Origin of the sequence: Carboxylicivirga sp. M1479 (assembly GCF_007097485.1) — a bacterium.
Classification (GTDB): Bacteria; Bacteroidota; Bacteroidia; order Bacteroidales; family Marinilabiliaceae; genus Carboxylicivirga.
Map to the genome: position 1 here is coordinate 228048 of NZ_VKDE01000004.1, position 23591 is coordinate 251638.

The following is a 23591-nucleotide window of genomic DNA, read 5'->3' on the forward strand; positions in this document are numbered from 1 at the left end:
ATGTTACAGCTAAAGGATATAAAAAGTGTCTACTTTGTTGGTGTAGGTGGTATTGGTATGAGTGCGATTGCTCGCTTCTTTAAATATGAAGGATTGGCAGTAGCTGGATACGACCGTGTTTCAACCGTTTTAACATCTGAGCTTGAGTCAGAAGGTGTGCAAATTCATTACGAAGACGATGTTAATCAAATTCAACTTCCTTATCGCGATAAAAAATCCACATTAGTTGTTTATACCCCAGCTATTCCAAAGGAACATACCGAACTACGATATTTTCAAGATAATGGTTTTGACGTGCGAAAGCGCGCCGAAGTATTGGGCATAATTTCTCAGGGGAAGAATAGTGTTTGTGTTGCGGGTACACATGGAAAGACCACAATTTCTTCCATGGCGGCACATTTGTATACACAGTCAGAGGTTGGGTGTAATGCTTTTTTAGGCGGAATAATCAATAATTATAAAACCAATTTTTTACACAATGCCAACTCGTCCTACATGGTATTGGAGGCTGATGAATTTGATCGTTCTTTTTTGCATTTAACACCTCATTTGGCCTTGTTGTCGGCTATGGATGCTGATCATTTAGATATCTATGGTGACAAGGAATCGATTACTGATGCTTTTCATGAGTTTGTATCTAAGATTGAGTCAGGTGGTGTGTTGTTACATAAACTTGGGCTTCCTGTTGATGATGTGAATGAGGAGATTGAAGTTTTTACCTATTCAATTGACGAAAAGGCAGACTTTAGTGCATTCAACTTCAAACTAATTGATGGTTTGTACCATTTTGATTTACAAACGCCTTTTGGACTTATCAAGAGTTTGTACATGGGAGTGCCCGGATTGGTAAATGTTGAAAATGCAGTCGGTGCTATCGGCTTGGCATTATTGGGTGGTGTAGATGAAGAAGAGATACGGAAGTCATTACCAACCTTTGAAGGTATAAGACGTCGGTTTCAATACCAAATAAACACCGATGAACTGGTGTTTATTGATGATTATGCACATCATCCAGAGGAGATTAATGCGATTATGAAATCAGTTAAAGCTATTTATCCTGATAAAAAAATTACGGTTGTTTTTCAGCCCCATTTGTACACTCGTACACGTGATTTTGCCGATGGTTTTGCAGAGTCATTGGATAAGGCTGATCGAACATTGCTACTGGATATTTATCCTGCACGCGAGCTGCCAATTGAAAATGTCAATTCTGAGATGATTGCATCGCGCATGAAGAATTCCGATGTTCGTGTTGTTAGTAAAAATGATTTGAGTGATGTTCTTTTGGAGGATGAACTGGAGTTGTTATTGACTTTAGGAGCGGGTGATATTGATAAAGAAGTTCCGCTTTTAAAAGAAAAATTAGATGAGTTTATCAGTAATAAATAGTCGTTTAACAAATTGTTAATAAATAATAATTGTTACACAGGGCTTAGTAGGTTGAAAAGTTTATATTTAAGCGGATTTAGAAGGTTTAGTAGTAAATGAAACGCTGGAAAAACATATTATTCGGAGTTTTAATCGGAATTTATTTCCCGATCATATTTGCCTTTGTAGCCATTGATAAGCATGAGGTGGTGTGTAGCGAAATTGTGCCATCAATATGTGATAGCGTTGAAAATCGTTTTATTTCACAAGATGAAATGAATGATTTGGTGCTAAGTAAATATCCAGGCTTGTTAGGTGGACATATTCAAGATGTGGATTGTAATCAAATGGAGTTGTTTTTTATGAAACATCCAGCTATTGAAAATTGCGAAGTGTTTGTTACCTACGGTGGTGCACTGCACTTGAATGTAACGCAACGTGAACCCTTAGTTCGGATTTTTGATAATAACACATCGTATTATTTGGACATGAAAGGCGATAAAATGCCTCTTTTCAAGCACCATACAGCTCACGTGTTAGTGGTGAATGGTTTTGTTAAAAGGTTGTCTTCGATGGAGGATTTAATGGCCATTGCAACTACGCTTTACCAGGATAAGTTCTGGAAAGCGCAAATCGAGCAGATTTATGTTGACAAAAAAGGTGAACTTACCTTAGTACCTCGAGTAGGGGATCATATAGTTGAGTTTGGTACCATTGAAAACACTGAAAGTAAATTGCGCAATTTAAAGGCGCTTTATAAAAACGGGTGGGATACCCGTGAATGGAATTTGTATAAGAAAGTAAGTTTAAAATATAAAGGACAAGTTGTTTGTACAAAAGGATAGATGTTATGAACCACGAACCTAACCTGATAGCAGCGATTGACATAGGTACAACTAAAATTGTAGCCATTGTTGGACGTAAATTGGAAAATGGAAAATTACAGTTGCTCGGCATGGAGCAGGTGCCATCTATTGGCGTAAAAAGAGGTGTTGTTTTAAATATTGATGAAACAGTTGCCTCTATTAAAGTTGCCATTGCAAGGATTGAAAGCAAATTAGACATCAAGCTAAAAGATGTTTACGTTGGTATTGCAGGGCAACACATCAAAAGTTTGCGTAATCGTGGGTATCGTTTCATTGAAAATGGTTTAGAAATTAACCAGGATGATGTCGATAATTTGTTCATAGATAACTACAAAATACCAGTGGAAGCTGGTGAGAAAATAATGCATGTAATTCCTCAGGATTACATTGTAGATAATGAGATGGGTGTGAAAAACCCTGTTGGCATGTCAGGTCGTCGGCTTGAAGGTAATTTCCACATTGTGTTGGGGCGTATTGCTTCAGTTAAAAACATTGAGAAATGTATTCGACGTGTAGCTCTTCATTTAAATGACTTAATTCTAGAACCGCTTGCATCATCCAAAAGTGTATTAACCGAAGAGGAGAAAGAAGCAGGTGTAGTATTGGTGGATATAGGCGGAGGCACGACTGATGTGGCCGTTTTCTACGATGGAATTATTCGTCATACAGCGGTTATTCCTTTTGGTGGAAATGTTGTTACATCTGATATTAAAGAGGGATGTTCGGTGTTGTATAAACAAGCCGAATCCTTAAAAGTGCAGTTTGGTTCAGCCATGGGTGATGCAGCCCGTGAAGATATGGTAGTAACCATTCCTGGAATTGCAGGATGGGAGCCAAAAGAGATTTCTTTCAAAAGCCTTGCCTATATTATTCAGGCGCGCATGGAGGAAATAATAGATTATGTCATGTTTCAGGTTGAAAACTCGGGTTGTTACGATAAAGTTGGAGCTGGAATTGTATTAACTGGAGGTGGCGCCTTATTAAAGAACTTACCGCAATTAATCAAATATAGAAGTGGATTAGATGTTAGAATAGGCTTGCCTGATCAATGTCTTGAAGGAGATGTTCCACCAAAGGCTCATTTACCAAACTACTCCACAAGTATTGGCTTAGTTTTAAGTGCGATGGAGCGTCCTAAACGTTCAATTGTAGAGCCTGAATTATTTGGCGAAGTGGAGCCTAAATGGGAAGAGCAACAAAGAGCATCTGTTAAGCGTGAGAAACCTAAAAAGGAAAAATCAAATTATAAAACAGGAAACCTCTTTAGTGGTATAAAAAATGGTATAGTTAACATCTTCGATGAGAAGGATGTTGAAATGTAGTGTAGGTAAATCTGGACGGATATGAGTGAGGAATTGATGAATTTTGATATGCCACAATCTGAGTCTTCGATCATAAAAGTGATTGGTGTTGGTGGTGGTGGAAGTAATGCCGTCAATTACATGTATGGCTTAGGTATTAAAGATGTAAACTTTGTTGTTTGTAATACGGATGCTCAGGCATTAGAAAGTAGTCCTGTGCCTGTTAAAATACAGCTTGGCGAATCGTTGACCGAAGGTAGAGGGGCTGGAAATAAACCTGATAAAGGTAGAGAGTCAGCCATCGAGAACCTGGAGGATGTGGTAAGTGTACTGAATGAAAATACCAAAATGGTATTTGTAACTGCTGGAATGGGTGGTGGTACAGGTACTGGTGCAGCACCTATAATTGCAAAAACGGCCAAAGAGATGGGGATTCTTACAGTGGGAATCGTTACCATTCCCTTTCGATTTGAAGGAAAACTTCGTATCAATCAAGCATTAGACGGTATTGCCGAAATGGAAAAGAATGTCGATTCGTTATTAATCATTAATAATGAGCGACTAAGGGAGATGTTTGGTGATTTAAAACTGTCCAATGCTTTCTCCAAGGCAGATGATGTGTTAGCAACAGCAGCCAAAGGAATTGCTGAGATTATAACGGTTCATGGATATATAAATGTTGATTTCGCCGATGTTGAAACGGTGATGAAAGAAAGTGGTGTTGCGGTTATGGGATCTGCTTATGCAGAAGGCGAAACACGTGCTTTAGATGCGATACAAGCATCGTTGGAGTCTCCATTATTAAATAATAACGAAATTCAAGGCGCCCGAAATATCTTATTAAATATTACTTCAGGAATTGATGAAGTTACCATGGATGAAGTGGGAGAAGTAACTGATTACGTTCAAGAGGTTGTTGGCGATAATGCTTCCATTATTTGGGGTACAGGAACCGATGAAACACTTGGTAAACAAGTTTGTGTAACCATAATAGCTACTGGCTTTGTATCAGAGCAATTGATTGAACATCGTGTAAAAAAGAATCAAGATAAGGTTACTCGCTTTTCGTTGGATGAAGAGGGTGAAATAACGGCTGGCCCAAGTTCTGTTGAGGATTCTGTTCCTGAACTATCATCTGAAATTAATGAAGAAAGAGGACGTGTTATTGATTTTGATACGGTAGATCAAAAGAAACAGGAACGAATGGATTCTTTTTATCAGCCCGTAGTTCCACAAAGTAGAAAATCAGAAGTGGATCATTTTAATCCTAGTGCCGATAACTTTATTGATGAGGGTTTTGAAGCGGCAGGAGCGAGCTATTACAAAGCGAAAATGAGCCAGGAGGAGATGGAAGATGAGCGTTATATTGAGCAGATTGAGAATGTACCTGCTTATAAACGTCGACAAATGCCTGTTGGTGATCAACAAGCTAATACTAGAATAAGCCAAGAGAAAAAAGTTAGTCGTTTTTCATTGTCAGATGATCCTAAAAATGGACCGCAGATAAGTAAAGATAATCCCTATTTACACGATAATGTAGACTAATTCTGTTACAGAATTAGTAAATGTATAATATTTAAGTTAGGTAGTTATGAGTTTAGAGTTACAGGTTAATAGCGATATAAAAGAAGCCATGAAAGCGAAAGACAAAGTTCGTCTGGAGGCTTTGCGTGGTATTAAGAAAGAAGTTATTGAGGCAAAAACATCAAAAGGTGCAGCAGAAGAGTTGACTGACGCTGACGTGATGAAAATTGTTCAAAAGATGGTGAAGCAGCGTAAGGATGCTGCCGCATTATTCAGTTCGCAAAATCGTGAGGATTTAGCAGAAAAGGAACTGGAAGAAGTGAAAGCTATTGAAGTTTATTTGCCACAACAACTGTCACAGGAAGAATTAAAACCAATTGTACAGGCTATAATTGAGCGTGTAGGTGCTAGTTCGATGAAAGAGATGGGAAAAGTGATGGGTGTTGCATCTAAAGAATTGGCTGGAAAAGCCGATGGTAAAGATATTTCTGTAGTTGTGAAGCAATTGCTTGGTTAAGCATTAGAAACCATCATATACAAGAAAGCCGCTAGTTTTAGCGGCTTTCTTATTTTTTAGATATTCGTGTTACTTGGTATAAACACGATTTTCTTGTTCGGCAACACGAATGAATGTGGTACGTTTTGTTAATTCCTTAAGTTGAGAGGCTCCAACATAAGTACAAGTGCTTCTAACACCTCCTAGTATATCCTGAACAGTGTTTTCAACTGCTCCACGGTATTCAACTTCTACGGTTTTACCCTCGCTTGCACGGTATTCAGCAACGCCACCAGCATGTTTATCCATTGCTGTAGCTGAGCTCATGCCATAAAACTGCTTGTATTTCTTTCCATCTTTTTCGACAACCTGACCACCACTTTCATCATGACCAGCTAGCATGCCGCCAAGCATTACAAAATCGGCACCAGCGCCAAATGCTTTGGAAACATCGCCAGGAACAGAGCAACCACCATCGCTAATGATTTGACCACCCAAACCATGTGCTGCGTCGGCACATTCAACAATAGCAGATAATTGCGGGTAACCTACTCCTGTTTTAACACGAGTAGTACATACTGAACCCGGACCAATACCCACTTTGATGATATCAGCTCCGGCTAAAAGTAATTCTTCAACCATTTCTCCGGTTACAACATTACCTGCTATAATTACTTTATCAGGAAATAATTGACGTGCTTGCTTAACAAAGGCTACAAAATGCTCTGAATAGCCATTGGCAACATCAATGCAAATGAACTTAAGGTGTGGATTAGTGCTGAAGATAGCGCTGACTTTTTCCAAATCCTTTTCTCCCGTACCAGTACTAACAGCTAAGTTGTTTTCGATGCCTTGAGGAGCATCTTTCAAAAAAGCATTCCATTCATCAAGTGTGTAATGTTTATGAATGGCTGTAAACATATCTTTCTCGGCTAGTTTTTTGGCCATTTCAAATGTACCCACAGTATCCATGTTGGCTGCCATAATTGGTACGCCAGTCCATTCAATTGTGGTGTGCATGAATTTAAATGTACGTTGCAAACTAACTTGAGATCTACTTTTTAATGTAGAACGTTTGGGTCTGAACATGACATCTTTGAATCCTAACTTAATGTCGTATTCTACTCTCATCTTTACATGTTTTTTTGATTACAGACAAAGATACATGATTATTATCAATATTTGCAAGAAACAAAAATGATGTAGATGATATGTTAATGGATGCTTGTTGATTAATAAATTTTGTAAGTATCTTTTTTGATAGCCGAATTGGAGGTAATGGTTTTTAAATTAGTTAGATGCAGTACTTAAATTAATTATCTATTTCATTGAGAATTTTCTCAACTTCTTGTTCGGTTTTGTGTAGTTTATCTTTACACATTTTAATAAGTGCACTTACTCGTTTGACCTTGGTTGATAAGTCATCAACATCTAACTCTTCGTTTTCTATTAGTTGGAGAATCTCTTCTATTTCGCTAACGGCTTCGTTATAGGTAAGTTTCTTTTTAGTCATTTTTCAAACGTTTTATTGTTTGTTAAACAAAGGTAATGTAAAATAAAATGTACTCCCTTTTTCAAGAGAGCTTTCTGCCCATATTTGACCTTGGTTAATTTCAACAAATTCTTTACACAATACTAATCCAAGGCCCGTGCCTTTTTCGTTTAAGGTACCCTTTGTGCTGAATGTAGAGTCAACCATAAATAACTTTTCCAGGTTTTCCTGACGAATACCAACTCCTGAATCAGCTACGGATATCTGAATCATGTCATTTTTTATGCCTGCTCTAACATAAATAACGCTTCCAATGCGCGAAAATTTGATGGCATTACTAATGAGGTTTCTTAGTACTGTATTGTATAAGTTTTCGTCGGCCCAGGCAACCAAATTACGCTCTATTTTAGGACTAATCACAATGTCTTTTTCTTCAGCATTTAATCGAAGTAAGGATACAATATTATGCGTTTGAATGGATATATCGAGTTGAGAGGGGCGAAATTCAGTTGTTCCAATTTGTGTGCGTGACCATTGAAGTAGATTCTCGACTAGGCCTAACAAACGTTTAGTCGAGTTGTGGATGATTTGCGAATACTCAATTACCTCTTTGGTGTTTTTCGATTCTGCATTTAACGTTAGCATTTCGGCAAAACCCATGAGGGAGCTAAAGGGGCTTTTTAAGTCATGGGCTATAATTGAGAAGAATTTATCCTTGGTTGAATTCAGCTCCTTAAGTTCTCTGTTTTTATCCTTTAACAAACGCTCAGTCTTGCGCTTCATCCGGAATGCCAAGAAAAGAACAATAACGAGTAGAAGAAGTAAGCCTGTAATTACAAGGTATACAACATGGCTGTTTCTTGCTAATTCCAAGCTTGCCAAGGTGTCAATGTTATCTTGTTGTAATAATGAAATTTGTTCGTCTTTACGCAGTGATTTGTATACGGCTTCCATACGAGCGCTACTTTGCAAAGCTTGTTCATCTGTAATATCATCTTTTAGCTCAGAATATTGTGTTTTGTAATGCAAAGCTTCCTTGTATCTGCCTTGTAAACTACACCACTCCGAAAGACTATTGAGCGTTTGAACCTTTAAAGCCTGTTCCTGTAATGAGTTTGAAAGTTCAAGAGCTTGGTCCAAATAATCTTTTGCTTGTTCATAATGCTGATTGATCATTAGTGTTTGACCTAAATGCAGGTATGTTTCGGCTTTTATCGATGGGTCTTCGAGGTTTAAAATTATTTTAAGTGTTTTCTCAAAGTATGAAATTGCTTTGCTATACTGTTTGCCATGTTGGTGCGCCCGGCCTATGTTTAAGTAGGAAGCAGCAATTTTTCCGCTATCGCCCTCTTCTTTAAATAAGCTAAGTGATATTTGATAGTTTTCAAGAGCAAGTATAATATTACCGAGATCTAAATAAACCTCTCCAAGGTTATTATAGCAATCGCTTAAGCCTTCCTTATTTTCCAGTTTTGAATGAATTTCAAGCGCCTCTGTAAAATTATTAATGGCATGGTCGTAATGCTTTAGTTCAGTATTGATATTACCAATGTTGTTTAAGAGTACCGCTCGCGTATATAAATCGTTGTCGTATTGGTTAATTTCAAGGGCTCTCTCGAAACAAATTAATGCTTGATTGTAATGCGCTAAGGTGTTTAGTACAACCCCTTTGTTGGTAAGTCCTTTTCTAATTAATGGTGTGTTATCTATTTCTTCGCCAATACTAAGAACCTTACTGAAGTTTTCAAGAGCTTGTGGGTAGTCTCTGAGGTACCAATACATTGCACCGATACTATTGTAGGTGTTCGCCAACTTTTCGTATTGCTTATTCAATGTAAAAACATTGATAGCTGAATTAAAGTGTAAAATTGCCTCATCGTAGTTGTTATTTTCTTTACTTATCCAGCCAAGGTATTCTTGTATATCCCCTTCTAATACAATATCTGAAGCATATGATTTTACAGATAAGGCATAATCAAAAGCTTTTTTAGCTTCGCTGAATTGCTTTGTTTGATAGAGAATAATTGCTGCTTGATAATTAATATCAAACTTAAACGACATATTATCGCTTTTTTGGATGCTGTTTATTGCCTTCTTACAAAGTGATATTTTTTCTTCCTTAGTAACATCAGTTTTGGCTTTCTCAACAAGTTTGTATGCTTCATGCTGAAGGTCAGTATCGGCTTGCTGTGCGCTCAGGCAGAGAAAAGGAATGAATAAAACAAATACATAAAATATGCGTGCTCTGGTATTGTGCTTTGAGAGTTTGGTCGTCATCAGAATGAGAATAGGCTTAATAATCTGAGCACAAAATATAAAAAGGGGGGCACAAAATGTTATTTTTCGGGTGTTATTTTTTCTACACGGCTAAGTATTTTACCTCCATTTGTAAGCGTTTGAATTTCATCGCCTGCCTTAATTGCATTCAGGTTTTTAACAGGTTTATTGTCTTTGTAGGTAATTGAATAACCTTTGGCTATAATGTTTTTAGGATCGCGAAGTTCTATTGTGCGCTGCGATAGTTGTATTTTTTGGTGTTGGTTTTTCATAAGCGCAGATACTTCGAGCTTTAGCCTGGTCGATAGAAACGCTTGTTTTTGCAGGCCACTTCTTACTTGTTTCTTAGTTAAATAGTGAACCGATTCTTTAACGTGTGAGAAGAAAGATTCTTGCTTATGGAAGTAATTACGCGTAATGAAGTCAAGACGCTGAGCAGCTTCTGATTGATATTGTTTTTTTTGCGATAGCGCCTTGTTAAGCTGTGGTTGAATGCTAAGCGCCGCTATGTCTAAACGATGCTTTTTTTCATTTAATAGTTGTTTGGTATTGTTCACAAATTGCTCTTGTAAATCCATTAAATACCCATCAAAACTACTAATGTTTTCTATAATAAATTCGGCTACAGCTGTGGGTGTTTTAAGGCGTGTGTGGGCCACCATGTCAGCTACTGATTCATCACGTTCATGACCAATACCAGTTAGAATAGGCAAGGGGAACTGAGCAATGTTTAATGCTAATTCGTAAGAGTCGAAACACATTAGGTCGGCTGTTGACCCACCGCCTCTAATCAAGGCCACTGCATCAAAAATATGTTCGTATTGATAGATGCGATCAAGGCTGTTAATAATCGATTGTTCCGCATCATCGCCCTGCATTGTTGCAGGAAATAAATGATGATGAACTTTGTAACCGTCAGGATTATTTTCGAGTTGTTTAACAAAGTCTTCGTAACCAGCTGCTGTTGGCGAAGAAATAACGGCAATGGTTTGTGGAACTGTTGATAATTCAACTTCCTTATTCATGTCCATTACGCCATCTTCCTCAAGCTGCTTAATCACTTCCAATTTGCGCCTGGCAATATCTCCTAATGTAAAGGTTGGGTCAATGTCTTTGATATTAAGACTAAAACCATATACTTCTTGAAACTCAACACTAACCTTAATTAATATTTTAAGTCCTGCTGTTAAGGCTTGCTTTGTTGTTGTTTCGAAGTAGGGCTTAATCATTCGGTAGGTATAAGCCCAAATAGTCGCGCGTGCTTTTGCTTTTACCTGGTCCGAATCATCTTCTTTTTCAATTAGTTCCAGGTAGCAATGACCACTTCTAACCGTTCGGATTTCACTTATTTCGGCCACAACCCAATAGCTGGTAGGAAAGGACTGGCTAAGTTGATCTTTGATATTTTGATTGAGCTCAAATAAGCTTTGGTGCTTTGGCGGCATGGTTTTAATGGCTTTTAATCACTTTAACGTGCTGCTTAAAGCTTTTGTTTTCAATAGTGATAATATACAATCCACGCGGAAGGTGTCCTAATGTATTAATCACAATTACTTTGCTTTGATGATGAGTTTGTTGGTATTTTAAATTACCAATTACATCAACAATTGATACAGTGAATGACTGAGCAATATTGCTTCTAATCTTTAATTGATTAGAGAAGGGGTTGGGAGATACTTGGCATTTAACTTTGTCATTTTTTAAATTGGGCACATCAACGTGGTAGGCTTCATCAAAATTGGCAATCCCATAGCCAAATTCATTATCCGGATTGTCGGTTTGATGAGCACCTTGTATTATTAAATCTCGTATCTCATCGGCAGTCTTATATGGCATTGATTGCCAAAGGCAGGCGGCTAAACCACTTATAATTGGTGCGGAAAATGAAGTGCCATTACCTTTACGTATACTTGCATAAGGCCCTTGGTAGGCTACGGCCACACCCATTGCACTTATTTCTGGTTTAATACGAAAGTCTGCGGATGGGCCAATGGATGAAAAATTGGCTTTGGTACTATCGGCATTCATTGCGCCAACAGCCAGACAGTTTTTTGCATCGGCTGGAGCACCAATGTATTGCCAGTTACCATTGCCTTCGTTGCCAGCACTTGTTACGATTAGCATGCCTTTTGAAGCCGCAATGTCTGATGCTCTTGAAATGCGCGTTGATCCATTCATATCCGCATAGGAATAGCTCGTAGAAGGCGAGTCAAATTCGTAATAACCCAATGATGTATTAATGATATCAACGCCTGCACTATCGGCAAATTCAGCTGCACAAATCCAATAATCGGGCTCTATTGGGTGCTCAGAAGAAACATCTTCGGAACGTAGAAGCCAAAATGATGCATCGGGAGCCGAGCCTATGTATTCCTGTTCAGTATAACCACCAATGATTGACAACACATTCATGCCATGGGTATGTTCATCAAATATGTTAGATTGTGGGTTAACAAAATCCTTTGTGCCGATAATGCGCTCATTGTCCCACAAGTGTTGAAAAAGTGGTAGCTCATCTACTTTGTAAAAACCAGCATCAATAACCGCAATTAATAAATCATGGCCTTTAAAGTCACGCTCGTGAAGCTTGTGGCCATTAACTGTTTCTATTTGAGTTTGTGATTCGCCATACTCATTGTTTGATGAGTTTTTAAGTAAGGGATAGTCTTTTTCAAATTTAGACCTTGTTGAATAACTAGTGCTCGGGTTTGTTTTTTCAACTGAATTTATGAACGATACTCGCATTAACGTATCCATCAACTCTGTGTTGTTTGAAAAAACAATGGCACCATTGAGCCACTTACTTGTATGGCGTACATCAATTCCCGCTTTTATTAAACTGTCTACATAGCTCTGATTTACTGGTAAATCTTCTTCCAGAATAGCAATGTTTTGTCGGCTTCGGCGATCAATAGCTCTTTGTGACAGATAGTCGCCAGGCTTATCAAGCGAAAACGGGGAGTTATTTTTATCAGTAAATGAAACGAAATAGCCATCCTGCGCTTTAGAGACTAATGCAATTAGAATAAAAGTGAGTATGGTTATTTGTTTTTTCATCTATTTGAATTTATTATCATTTGCCACATGGAACTCGCCAAAATTAATAATGCTCCTGAGTGAAGAATTCTTCTTGGCTCGTTTCGGTGGATAACATTGTGAATGTTCTTCTTATCTCATGAACTGTTCCGGGTTATTTTGCATCTTTTCAGGGTCTTTTAAGCTGTCTTTACGCTTTTCAAACTCGGCTTGTTCTTCTGCTCTTCTCTTCTCTAGCACTTCAGGATTTAAGAGCGTTCCATTTTTGTATTTTAATTCATAATTCACTTTGCCATCGGCATAGAAAAAAGTCCATGTTCCATCTTCTTTACCATTTTTATATTGAGCATCAATTTCTAATTGACCTTTTTTAAAATAGTATAGGTACTTCCCCTGTAACTGCCCTTCGGAATGGTTTGCCTTTAAGAGTGGCGATCCATTTTCAAAAAACTTTAACCAATCTCCATGCTTCTTTCCTTCTTTCCAAGTGACCACTTCTGAAACGGCACCATTGGCATAATATACTTTGTATTCGCCGTGAGCCTTCCCTTCTTCAAACTCCTCGGTGGCTAGCTTTGTTTCTTTTTCAGTGTAATACGTCCACTGACCTATTTTCAGTTTGCCTTTGTACTGTCCTTCGGAGCTAAGTTTGCCTTCGTCGTTGAATAATTTGGCATCGCCAATAACACCATTTTCGTCGTACACAATTTCTAAGCTCTTTTTGCCATTAGGATAAAAGCGAGTGTATTTACCAACTGGTTTATTGTTTTTGAATGTCGCTTTATAAAGTGGAGTACCATCGGTGTATCGTTTTTCCCAGGGGCCTTGTTTTAATCCACTGGCGTCTGTTTGGTTGTAGTTTGGAGGGATAGGTGCAATGGTTTTCTTTTTTGCTGGTACGCGATTACCAAAAACATCCATTTGAGCAGAGCTATTAAAGCTCATTAAAATCATAACTAGTAGCAGAAGAGCCAACTTCATATTCATAATATAATTCTTTAAACAAAGATTTTCCTAAGGCAAAAACAATGCCCTTTTGCTGTTACTGACATTTTAAAAACAGGTTTCAAAAATACAAAAAAAAAGTCCCCTAAACAGGAGACTTTCTTTAATCGTATTATGGAGTGATTATTACTTCACTTCTTTAAAGTAAGCGCACTGATTATTAGTTGACTAAGGCTTTTAATGCAGATGTGGTGCCAACTTGGGTAGGTTTGCTTGCAAATAAAAGGATTACCATTGTTATACAATACCATGTAATTTTCAGTACATTCTGATTTGCAGATAGATATAGACTTATCTTTTTTGTCTATTGTAACCATTCTGGTATCAATGATGCATCAATTTTCCATAAGTCAGCTCGCGTATTATAGGTTTTAAATGTTTTACTTTTTTGTGCTGAATGATGAATATCTTTAGGCAGATGCCCTTTCATTTGCTCAATAATGTCCTTGTATTTTGGATCATTGGCTAAGTTATAATGCTCCCCCTGATCCGAATCACCATCGTATAACTCTTCTTCCCCGTTGTAATAACGAATGTAATGCCAACGTTCTTCTCGTACAGAATGACTTCCATATGAGTAGGACGTGATTGCTGGGGTGCTACGTTTTGTTTCTACATTTTTTAACTGGGGAACTAAACTAATTCCATCTACATTATTAGTGTTCTGTAGGTTGCAAAGTTGATCAAGAGTTGGATATATGTCCATCAAACTTGTTGCTTGCGAACATATCCCGTCTGCTTTAGTTAATCCAGGCACAACCCAAATCATTGGGCTATTAGTTGATTCTTCCCAAAGCGTGTTCTTGCGCCAGCTACGTTTTTCGCCTAAATGCTGACCGTGGTCTGACCAAAGCACAATGATGGTATTATCAGCATATTTACTTTCTTCCAAAGCACTCAAAACCTTACCAACTTGAGCATCTAGAAAAGAAACGCATGCCAGGTAACCTTGTACCAGATGCTTTCTGTAATCAGGCCCTAAATCTCGAACAAGCATTTCGTTGCTTGGCTCAAAAGCACCATAAGCCATAGCTTTTCCGTACATAGGTATATCATCTAGCTCTCCTTTGGGCTCACTTGGAATATTAATTTTGTTGATGGGATACAAATCAAAAAACTCCTGTGGAGCAGTGTATGGTACATGCGGTCGTACAAATCCTACTCCAAGTATAAAAGGCTTTTCGTAATCACGATTTAAACGCTCAATTGCCCAGTCTGCTGATAATTCGTCAGGCATTTTTCCTGTTGGTAAATCTTTTCGATCTATTGGCCCGGCACATAAGGAGTGACCTTTGTATTTTGGATTGAGTTTTTTTATTGGTGACCCTCCTTTGGGGAATGGATAAAAATAGACACCGTTATAACCATCTCCATCTTTCATCAAATCATCGGTCATATTAAAACTACGAGGTGCTCTTTCATCCCACATTTTTTGCTCGGGATGGTCAATCTCAATGTCGTAACATGCATGTCCTTCAATTTTTCCACACGCCATGGTATGATAACCATTCAGCCTAAATAATGCTGGTAGAGCAAGTGTTTCATTCCATAAATTCTTGTTTTGCACGCCGCTCGTATTTGAGTAGCATCCTGTTGAAACAGCACTAAGCCCAGTCATTACACCTAAGCGAGAAGGGGTGCAAACTGGCACATTGGCATGATTATTTGAAAAATACACACCTCGGCGAGCCAGGCGGTCAAGGTTAGGTGTTTTAACATCTGAATGTCCTTGATCTCCTAGTAGACCTATCCAATCATTTAAATCATCAACCGAAATAAATAACACATTAGGCTGATTAGTATCTTGGCTAAGCTCTTTCGATTTATCTCCACACCCAGCAACCATTGCGAGTAGGTAGAGTGTACAGACGTAATATATTGAGTTACTTAAGAGCGAGAGTTTATGCATGATTTTACTTTTTGCGTTTATTAATCACTTCCTTAAATTTCTTTTGAAGTGTTTTAGATAGTTTGCCTGTTTTAGCATAGGTGCCCGGTGCGTCTGTTAACCAACTTGGGCCCACCTGTTCATAGCTTAAAGGCTTACCTTGTAAGCCCATCGAAACAAGGGCAGGAATATCCAGATCAATCCCATCAATATTATATAAAACATCTGTATAATCAATCTTATTTTTATCAAAATGCCCAGCATATGTCTCTTGCCAATCATCATCTATTAAAGCTTTATCAAAGCGTATACCTGTCTTAATTTTGAACTCATTGTGACTATTTATTGCGATGTTGTGTTGCCAGGCGATATTACGTCCTCTTTTGTTGAGTCTATAAAATAAGGGAAACATGTTATTAGTATCAGAAACAAACAAATTATTTGCAATTAATAAATCTCTAGGTAGTTCAAATTTCACTCCTTTCTTGGCACAATATTCTATCCTGCGTTCGTGTAATGCACTTAAGTTAATGGTATAGCCATTATTGCGATCAAAATAATTATTGAGTATTTTAATGTCGAAAGCTAAGGCATGCTCGTCGGCAACAGCACCACAGTTAAGAAACAAGGCTGCATTACCCCTCGACTTAAGCGTAGTTGGAAGACTAAAGTAATTATTGGCAATAATATGATTACTTCCCCATACAAACATTCCTCCGTACTCATGCATCGTATCAGTTCCAATAAAGAAATTATTTATGGCCACTTGTTTATCGCCATGCCTGAAGTTCATGGTGCCTGCGCAGTTTTTATAGGTATTGTTAAAATACACGTTTTCCATGGATTTACTCGTGATAATTTCTGGCTCTGAATCTTGTCTCTCAAAGAGGTTGTGATCAACTAAGCAACGACCATAATCACTGCGCCAATAACCAACTCGAATACCCCCTCCGGCATTACCGGGTTTTTTAGGATTTGAAAAATAGCAATGATCAATGCGGTGGTACATTGGTATCCCTTTTGTCCCTTTCTTTATATCCTTTTTTGCCACGTTGTTTAGATTAATTACCTGATCGAAAGTAATTTTTTCGGTAAAAGAGCAGTGATCAATGCGGCAATATTGAGGTACTTGACCATCTTCGGTTAATGAGGTAGTTATATAAGCCGAATTGGCTTGGTCGAAAGCATGAAAGGCACATTGAGTTATTCGGTTATGACTGCCGTAAATGGCTACTAAACCAGGGCCATGGGTACTCCATTCTTCTTGGTTTCTATTGCCATTGGTGAAATAAATACCATCTAAAACAATATAAGCACCTCGTATTTCTACTTTTACATCTCCACTAAAAAAAACCTTCCCTCGATTTTGGGCAAGCACAACAATGGGTTTATTTTCCTTTCCTGAGTTGTTTAAAATTAACTGTACATCCATGTACACACCATCTGCTAATAATAACGTGTCGCCTGGCAGCAGATCATTTGTTGCTTTTTCAAGTGTTTCTACCGAGTTGACCTTTTTATTCGTGGCTTGTGTTTGAAATCCGATACTTAGTAATAAGCTGATAATTCCAACTATTAAAAATGATATGTGTGATCTGACCATTGGGAATGAATTTGTTGAAATGCAAAAGTAACTTAACAGGTATTTTAGAATGGCTAATTTCGTTCATCTTTTGGAAACAATAGTACTTCTGTATCTATCCAATCGAACTAAGGTTAATATCGCTTTTTTTTAATTGCTTTTGTATGTTTGGTGTATTCAAATGATACAATTCTATACCTGTTAGTTGTTGGTTTATATCAACTTTATGCTTTTAAAGTTTTAATTATTTAGCATCCATTTTTATATGAAAACAATACAACTGAAGACGATTACCTTATTTGGCTTACTAAGCTTATTATTAGTGTCGCTGGCAGGTGCGCAGAATGTGACATTAAAGCTGCCTTTGGAACCAATTAATAATGAAATGGGGTATCAATTACCAATTGCTGGTAGTAAAGCAAAAAGTACGGTTAAAAATAAATTGGCAGGCATAAAAATTAAAGAAGGGCAACAGTTGTCTTTTATCTTTAAAGTGACCAAGGTTTCTAAATCTCAAACTGAAAGTCGAAGCTGTGTGGCTGATGCCGGCTTTATAGTTGATGGATGCTCTTTTATCATTCAAAACAATAAGAAAGATTTGCGTATTTATGCCGGTTACGGCGGCCTTGAAAAAGCGCCATATTATGTGTTAAATCGTTTTGCGGAGGATATTAGTGTTAAGGTACACATACAGAAAAACAACAATGGTTTTACTTGGGCTGCCGAAACGCCAATTAAAACCTGGGGTGGAAAAATAAGCAAGAAGAAGGAGGCAGTTACAGGTGTTAAGTTTGTATACACACCCGTAAAAGGTAAGGATCAAGCTTATTTTGTAGCGCAATCACAAATTGGGAAAGAACGAATGCCTGAGTTTGATGAGGCTGAGTTACACCCATTGCTTAAATATGAAAGCACGGCTGTAAGTAAATATGATTGGGATGAGCCTGCAGCTAAACAGCTGGTTTATGACAAGAGTAGCAGAACGTTAAGTGATGCTGAACTTGATGGGATGCACAAGTACTTATTAGCCTATCAGCTGCCAACACACAATTACATGAATTACTATTTCAGGAAACGAATGAATAGTTACATGATGGAATGGGTGTATGGTAAAAAAGAAGATAAAGCATTGCTTGACAAAGCCGTTGATGTAGCCAAATGCGCGATTCGTTATCGAAACGATAATTTTGGCAAATATCCGATTAGTTACTCCCGCACGCCAGCTCCATTATGGCCAAATTATAAAGAGGTAGAGGTATATGATGATGGTACAGTTGGATTGGTTCCTGGCGCATCTACATTTGCTGGCCTGCCAAGTATTACGGTTCCAATTCGCATGATTGCTAATAACCCATCTGTTTGGCAAGATAAAATTAATGGAGAAACCTATTATGAAGTAGCTCTTCGACTTATTGATGAGGCTTTAAAAACCATTGATTATACTTACGATGTGTTTGTGGGTGATGATTATTTAATTAGATATCCTGAAACATTAATGCGCACAGCGTGGCATGGAAAAGTATATATCTATAATCGTGTATTTCCGGTGTTAACAGGCAGTATTCCGTTAATTGAAGCGCTTGAAAAATTGAAGCTATATCCCGAGAAAGTAGCGCAAATGGATAAGGTTAATCAGGCCATGGTCAACTACCTGATAAAAGATATGACTTACTTTGGTGATGCAGGACAGTATGTGAAATATCCTTATAGTCAGGCAGCACAAGAGAAAAATCCGGATAAAGAACAGGTAGAAGATTTTATGCATGGTTCTTTTGACTCACGTGATTTTCAGCTTTTTTATGCTAGCGGCAGGTATGGTTTTGATGAAAAAATAATTAAAGCAATGGCCAATACTTTGGTTGAGAAAGTTGCGGATGGAAATGGTAGGTTTTCGGAACGCATGAACGGGAGTGCCAAAATGAAACGATTTGCCACACCAATTTCATACGATGGTTTTATATGGTATGCTGCCTATAGACCCGAAGTTTACGACCTTATTGTGTCTCATATTATAAGCGAACAAATTGCTGTTAAAAATGGAGCTTGGGATGCTTTTTGTCTTTACGAAATACTGAAACTAAAAGACAATGAATAAACGCCTATTAATTTTATTCAACACCTTGTTGTTGAGTGCGGTGATTGTGGCGCAACAGTCATATGTAACAAAGCTATTGTACACCGAAACGTTTGACAGCTCAGAGACTTTGGGCGATTGGCAAATGGAAGGGCCAGGATTAGCTGATCTCGTAGTTGGTCAACTTTTGCTTCAAAGCAAGTATGCCAAAGAAACGGCTGTATTTCTTTCTCAAATCGGCATGGATGCCAATAATGGAGTAGGGTATTACAATTTTGTTGAGGAGTTGGTTAAAAACGATCATAAGCAGCTTGTTGAAAGCTATTATTTAGACGGTAATTTTGTTGGCGGACATATTGTTTTCTGGAACAAGATGCCAACGCCCGATAATTATATTCTGGAATTTGATTTTCAGAATTTAAGTGATTACCCCTTGCACATGCTTATGTTTAGCCATATGGGTTTAAAAGGGGAGTCTGTTTTTAGTTCTGAACTAAAGCCTCGAAATGGTTTAGCAGCTCAATATACCAAGAGTGATATGTCAGGCTATCGTATAAGCTTTTTTGCACCGGAAAGAGGAACAACTCACTTACGCAAAAGCCCTGAAAAGCAGGTGCTGATGAAAGGAAAGGACTTGACCTTGCAAGACATTAAAGCCACTCATCATATGCGTGTGGTGAAGTACAAAAACACAGTTATTTGGCAAATTAATGGAGAAAAAGCTTTTGAATACGTCGAAACCGATGAAACTAAGCTGTTGAAAGGGGGCTACTTTGCTTTTCGATTAATGGTGCCGGCCATTGGTTTGTACGATAACATAAAAGTATATGAGATAATAGAAAACTGAGGAGTCTGAGAGTTTTCAAAAAATTAATTAAGCACCTGATGTATTCTAAAATTGATTCGCTTGGGCTATTATGGAAATAAAAAAATGCGTCATACGTTTATTGTTAATTTAACAAGCGTATAACGCACTATATCGCTGTGATTGTTGTGTGCTAGATTAGTTTCATAGAACCAAAAAATGCCGGTAAATGGAAATTTGGTGTCTCATTTTCAATCGCATTCCACGATAGGAAATGTGGTTCTTTTTGCTTATCCCCACATTTGTAGAAGTTCACATTAAATACTTGACCTTTGGTAAGCAGTGATTTGTGTTCTCCAAAAATAGCTTTGGGGATAATAATATCCATGCTCCATTTTGTTGGTGTATTGGCTATGTCGATGCAATTTGTACCTAAACTAGGTTTGGTGGTAATTGTTTTAACCAAATCATCATTAAGCCATTTTCGATCGCTATTGCTAGTGCCATATCCAACAAGTTTATTACCAATACAATTAAACTCTAGGTTGAAATAGCCTTTGTTATCAAAAGCAATAAAAAACTCAACACACGAATCTTCCCAAACCGGTCCATTTACAACGGTACTTTGCGCTTTAGGATGATCTTCCATGACTTCGTAACGCAAATAAAGGTTGTTATCGTCGTAGGCAATGCTAAACTTTACATCCATTTTTACAGGATAATTCCAGTTATCATGACTAATAGGATTTGTTGCCTTCGGAAACAGTATGTCTCCTTTGTCTAAGTGTTGAACTTTTGCTACTTCAAGCTTTTTCATAATATGATGTGGTAATTAATAAATGACTTCTTGATGGATTAACATTTTAAATGTGCTGTGAATTTGTCTATTTTTTATAGTTAATCCAATCGGCAAGCACTTTATTTTGATACCAAGGGTCATTGCTTCTCTTTAGTTCAGATGCTAATTCAGCCAATAAATGCTCAACAATTGGGTCGTTTTTATCAACACTCAAATTATTAAGTTGGTATGGGTCAACATCATCGTTGTATAAACGAGTGCCTTTAAGTTGATAATCTCTATTTATTGTCAATTCCAGAGTGTATTGATGCGTTTTAATGCCACGTGCGATAGGAAAATAGTCTGTTACCAGGCCATCTTCGTTTTTATTACCGTTAACGTTTTTAATGTACAGTGCAGCTGATGGACGTAGTGCGCCTTGTTCGTTATTAAAAGCCTTGCTATAGTTATTACCTTGCACTTCAGTGGGTATTTTATCTTCAAAACCCATTAAGCCTAAAATGGTTGGCATTATGTCTGGAGTGCCTAGTAATAAGTTGTCGATACGTGCTAAGGCCATTTGTGGCCATCTGATTAAGAAAGGTACCTCAAAAGCTTCGGTGAAAATATTGTTTTTGGCATCTTTAACACCCTGACTGGTCATTGTTTCTCCATGATCTGCCGAGAATACTACAATGGTATTGTCATACTCACCCATGGCTTTAAGCTGTTCTACAATGCGCCCGAACTCACGATCAACCCCCGTTACATTGGCAAAGTAAAATGGTGCAGATTGTGCTTTTTCCATTTCAGTGTCCGCATTTTTACGGTGCAAGAGTTCATTAATCGGAATTTCCTTATAAAGGTTATAGTCCTCAACCAAACAGTCATCCAATGAGTTGTAAGGGTTGTGCGGAGGATTCATTGAAACGAATAGGGCAAATGGTTTATCCGTATCACGCTGGCCATGGTCATTTTTAAGGTAGGAGATTACCATATCGGCTTCATGTTTAGGCGACCACTCTTTCGGATCAAAACGCCTACCATCTGTATCGTAGTAATGTGGATCTTTATGTACGTCCCAGGTGCCATAAGAGTACCAATAGTCAAAACCATGGCGTTTTTCTTTGGGTGAATACGTATCCCAGGCCGGTCGGCGAGGATCAACATAGTTACCTGGGTTAACAGGGTCATTAGGTGTCGGGAAATCAAGGTGCCACTTGCCAAAGTAGGCCAGATTATAACCTTCAGAACTTAATACATCACTAATGCACATGGCATCTTCGCGCAATGAGCTTACCGGGCGATCGGCATTACAGTTTAAAGGAACGCCCGACGAACCAGGATATAAGCCAGTAAACAAACTGCCACGGTGAGGGCTGCATAATGGACAATTACTAACAGCATTGGTTAATACTAAAGATTCCTTGGCAAATTTATCCAATTGAGGTGTTTTAACCGGATCGGCCTCTGTGCGTATAGCGCCCTTAAATTCTGGATCGTTCCAGAAGTTCATAGCTTGCTTGCGCATTTGATCTGGAAAAACGTATACCAGGTTAGGCTTTTTTTCGACTTTCTTGGGGCTATTGCCACATGCAGTAAATGCCATTACAAGAATAATGGCATTTAGTATGAGTTGGTATTGTTTCATTGTGCTAATTTATTTCGATTCTGCAAGGTGTTGCGAAAATAAGTCATCATTTTTTCTTAATCGCATTAAGGCTTCCACATAGTAATAATCGGCATAATTAAGCGGAACATCAATTTCGTTATTATGTGGGATACTGCCGACACTGTGTTTAAGTATGAAATGATGGTTTTTACCCTTTTTAGCCAAATAATTGTCCGACGACAGGCTGTTGATAATCGTGGTGGCTTCTGTCATGTAATCCTTTTGTGAGTAGGTATTAAGTTCAATAAGCGCCGAGGCTGTAATGGCTGCTGCAGATGCATCACGAGGTTCATTTGGTACTTTCGGAGCATCGTAATCCCAATACGGTATGTGATCGGCAGGCAATGCCGGGTGTTGCATAATGTAATCAGCAATTTTCTCGGCCAGCTGCAAATATTTTGGATCTTTGGTGTATCGGTAGCAGATCGTGTATCCATAAAGGCCCCAAGCCTGTCCTCGTGCCCACTCCGATTCATGCGCAAATCCCTGAGCCGTGTGTTTATTTCTCACCTCACCAGTTATGCTATCGTAATCAATTACATGGTACGAGCTTATGTCTTCTCTAAAGTGATTTTTCATAGTCACATTGGCATGTGAAATAGCCACATCGGCATATTTTCGCTCGCCTGTTATATTCGAAAGCTCAAAAAGCATTTCCAGGTTCATCATGTTGTCGATAATAACCGGGTATTGCCATCCTCTCTTCGATTGCCACCCTTTATCAACATCCCATGAGCGAATACATCCCACCTGCGGGTTAAAACGAGTGATAAGCGTGTTGCCCGCATCAATAAGTACTTGCTTATAAGCTTCCTCACCCGTTAGTCGGTAGGCATGACCATAGGAGCAATTAAAAACAAAGCCCAAATCGTGGTAAAAAGGTAGTAAACGATGCGATTCATATTTTTCCTGGAAATGGTCCGCGGCTTTTTTCCATTTTGCGTTATTCGAGTATTCAAATAAATACCAGCAAGTACCCGGAAAAAAGCCTTCCGTCCAGTCAAAGCCTTCTCTGGTCCAGTGCATATGGCCATCGGCGGTTATTGTTCGTGGTATTTTCTGAGCCTTTTCAGCATCGTTTAATAATAAACTGGTTTGTTCGCAGGCAAAGTCTAAGTTATCATCAATCGTTCTGTCAGTGCTATTATTAATATTACAACTGCACAATGAAGCGATGCTGATAATGACTCCTAGATTTTTAATAAATGAGGTTTTCATCGTTAATTATTTTATCGTCTATCTGTATGTCTAAATTGAAATTTCCCCAAAGGGATTAATACAAAAATAAGGAACCTAAGGGCTTAAAAAACACCTGCTTAAGAGTCTAATTTTGTCTACAATCGTTCATTTTGCATATTAACATTTGATTATCAGTGCAGAAGAATGCTAAAAAGACCCTTTGTGCGTACAATTATGTCATTATTATG

Annotated in this window: 18 protein-coding genes; 7 read left to right on the top strand and 11 right to left on the bottom strand. The window is 38.1% G+C overall.

Annotation, left to right across the window (positions count from 1 at the left end; translation table 11 throughout):
* The 5 genes from murC to FNN09_RS04440 all read left to right on the top strand — a co-directional run bounded on the left by murC (position 1) and on the right by FNN09_RS04440 (position 5576).
* On the top strand, positions 1-1389 hold the full coding sequence (gene murC / locus FNN09_RS04420; protein WP_143300272.1) for a UDP-N-acetylmuramate--L-alanine ligase: 1389 nt from the start codon (positions 1-3) through the stop codon (positions 1387-1389).
* A 95-nt stretch (positions 1390-1484) separates the two neighbouring features.
* Positions 1485-2213 (top strand): cell division protein FtsQ/DivIB, encoded by a 729-nt coding sequence (locus FNN09_RS04425; protein ID WP_143300273.1) that lies wholly within the window; start codon positions 1485-1487, stop codon positions 2211-2213.
* A gap of 5 nt (positions 2214-2218) precedes the next feature.
* Positions 2219-3556, top strand: coding sequence for a cell division protein FtsA (gene ftsA / locus FNN09_RS04430; RefSeq protein ID WP_143300274.1), 1338 nt, complete (start codon positions 2219-2221; stop codon positions 3554-3556).
* Positions 3557-3577: 21 nt separating this feature from the next.
* The gene (ftsZ, locus tag FNN09_RS04435) at positions 3578-5080 is read left to right on the top strand and encodes a cell division protein FtsZ (RefSeq protein WP_143300275.1); all 1503 of its coding nucleotides are present in this window, start codon (positions 3578-3580) and stop codon (positions 5078-5080) included.
* 46 nt (positions 5081-5126) lie between these two features.
* A complete protein-coding gene (locus FNN09_RS04440; RefSeq protein WP_143300276.1) occupies positions 5127-5576 on the top strand; it encodes a GatB/YqeY domain-containing protein in 450 nt (149 codons plus the stop codon).
* Positions 5577-5645: 69 nt separating this feature from the next.
* Here FNN09_RS04440 and FNN09_RS04445 read toward each other — a convergent pair whose 3' ends face one another.
* The 8 genes from FNN09_RS04445 to FNN09_RS04480 form a co-directional block, all read right to left on the bottom strand.
* Positions 5646-6686: a GMP reductase gene (locus tag FNN09_RS04445; RefSeq protein WP_143300277.1), complete on the bottom strand. Its 1041-nt coding sequence runs from the start codon at positions 6684-6686 to the stop codon at positions 5646-5648.
* A 181-nt stretch (positions 6687-6867) separates the two neighbouring features.
* The gene (xseB, locus tag FNN09_RS04450) at positions 6868-7068 is read right to left on the bottom strand and encodes an exodeoxyribonuclease VII small subunit (protein WP_143300278.1); all 201 of its coding nucleotides are present in this window, start codon (positions 7066-7068) and stop codon (positions 6868-6870) included.
* A 12-nt stretch (positions 7069-7080) separates the two neighbouring features.
* Positions 7081-9324, bottom strand: a complete 2244-nt coding sequence (locus tag FNN09_RS04455; protein WP_143300279.1) for a tetratricopeptide repeat protein — start codon at positions 9322-9324, stop codon at positions 7081-7083.
* Positions 9325-9383: 59 nt separating this feature from the next.
* Positions 9384-10769 (bottom strand): exodeoxyribonuclease VII large subunit, encoded by a 1386-nt coding sequence (gene xseA / locus FNN09_RS04460; RefSeq protein ID WP_143300280.1) that lies wholly within the window; start codon positions 10767-10769, stop codon positions 9384-9386.
* 4 nt (positions 10770-10773) lie between these two features.
* Complete coding sequence (locus tag FNN09_RS04465; RefSeq protein WP_143300281.1) at positions 10774-12381, bottom strand: S8 family serine peptidase; 1608 nt, start codon at positions 12379-12381, stop codon at positions 10774-10776.
* A 111-nt stretch (positions 12382-12492) separates the two neighbouring features.
* On the bottom strand, positions 12493-13347 hold the full coding sequence (locus FNN09_RS04470) for a toxin-antitoxin system YwqK family antitoxin (RefSeq protein ID WP_143300282.1): 855 nt from the start codon (positions 13345-13347) through the stop codon (positions 12493-12495).
* A 322-nt stretch (positions 13348-13669) separates the two neighbouring features.
* Positions 13670-15274 carry a sulfatase gene (locus FNN09_RS04475; RefSeq protein ID WP_143300283.1) on the bottom strand — a complete coding sequence of 535 codons (1605 nt, stop codon included), beginning with the start codon at positions 15272-15274 and terminating at the stop codon, positions 13670-13672.
* 4 nt (positions 15275-15278) lie between these two features.
* Positions 15279-16856 (bottom strand): chondroitinase-B domain-containing protein, encoded by a 1578-nt coding sequence (locus tag FNN09_RS04480; protein ID WP_143300284.1) that lies wholly within the window; start codon positions 16854-16856, stop codon positions 15279-15281.
* A 244-nt stretch (positions 16857-17100) separates the two neighbouring features.
* Between FNN09_RS04480 and FNN09_RS04485 the strand changes: the two genes are divergently transcribed.
* A complete protein-coding gene (locus tag FNN09_RS04485; RefSeq protein WP_143300285.1) occupies positions 17101-18930 on the top strand; it encodes a hypothetical protein in 1830 nt (609 codons plus the stop codon).
* Positions 18923-19756 (top strand): DUF1961 family protein, encoded by an 834-nt coding sequence (locus FNN09_RS04490; protein WP_143300286.1) that lies wholly within the window; start codon positions 18923-18925, stop codon positions 19754-19756. Before FNN09_RS04485 ends, FNN09_RS04490 begins: the two co-directional genes overlap by 8 nt.
* A 151-nt stretch (positions 19757-19907) precedes the next feature.
* Here the strand turns inward: FNN09_RS04490 and FNN09_RS04495 are convergent, their stop codons facing one another.
* The 3 genes from FNN09_RS04495 to FNN09_RS04505 form a co-directional block, all read right to left on the bottom strand.
* On the bottom strand, positions 19908-20531 hold the full coding sequence (locus FNN09_RS04495; protein ID WP_143300287.1) for a carbohydrate-binding family 9-like protein: 624 nt from the start codon (positions 20529-20531) through the stop codon (positions 19908-19910).
* 67 nt (positions 20532-20598) lie between these two features.
* A complete protein-coding gene (locus FNN09_RS04500) occupies positions 20599-22143 on the bottom strand; it encodes a sulfatase (RefSeq protein ID WP_143300288.1) in 1545 nt (514 codons plus the stop codon).
* Between the two features lie 9 nt (positions 22144-22152).
* On the bottom strand, positions 22153-23382 hold the full coding sequence (locus tag FNN09_RS04505; protein WP_143300289.1) for a glycoside hydrolase family 88 protein: 1230 nt from the start codon (positions 23380-23382) through the stop codon (positions 22153-22155).
* Between the last annotated feature and the right edge of the window lie 209 nt (positions 23383-23591).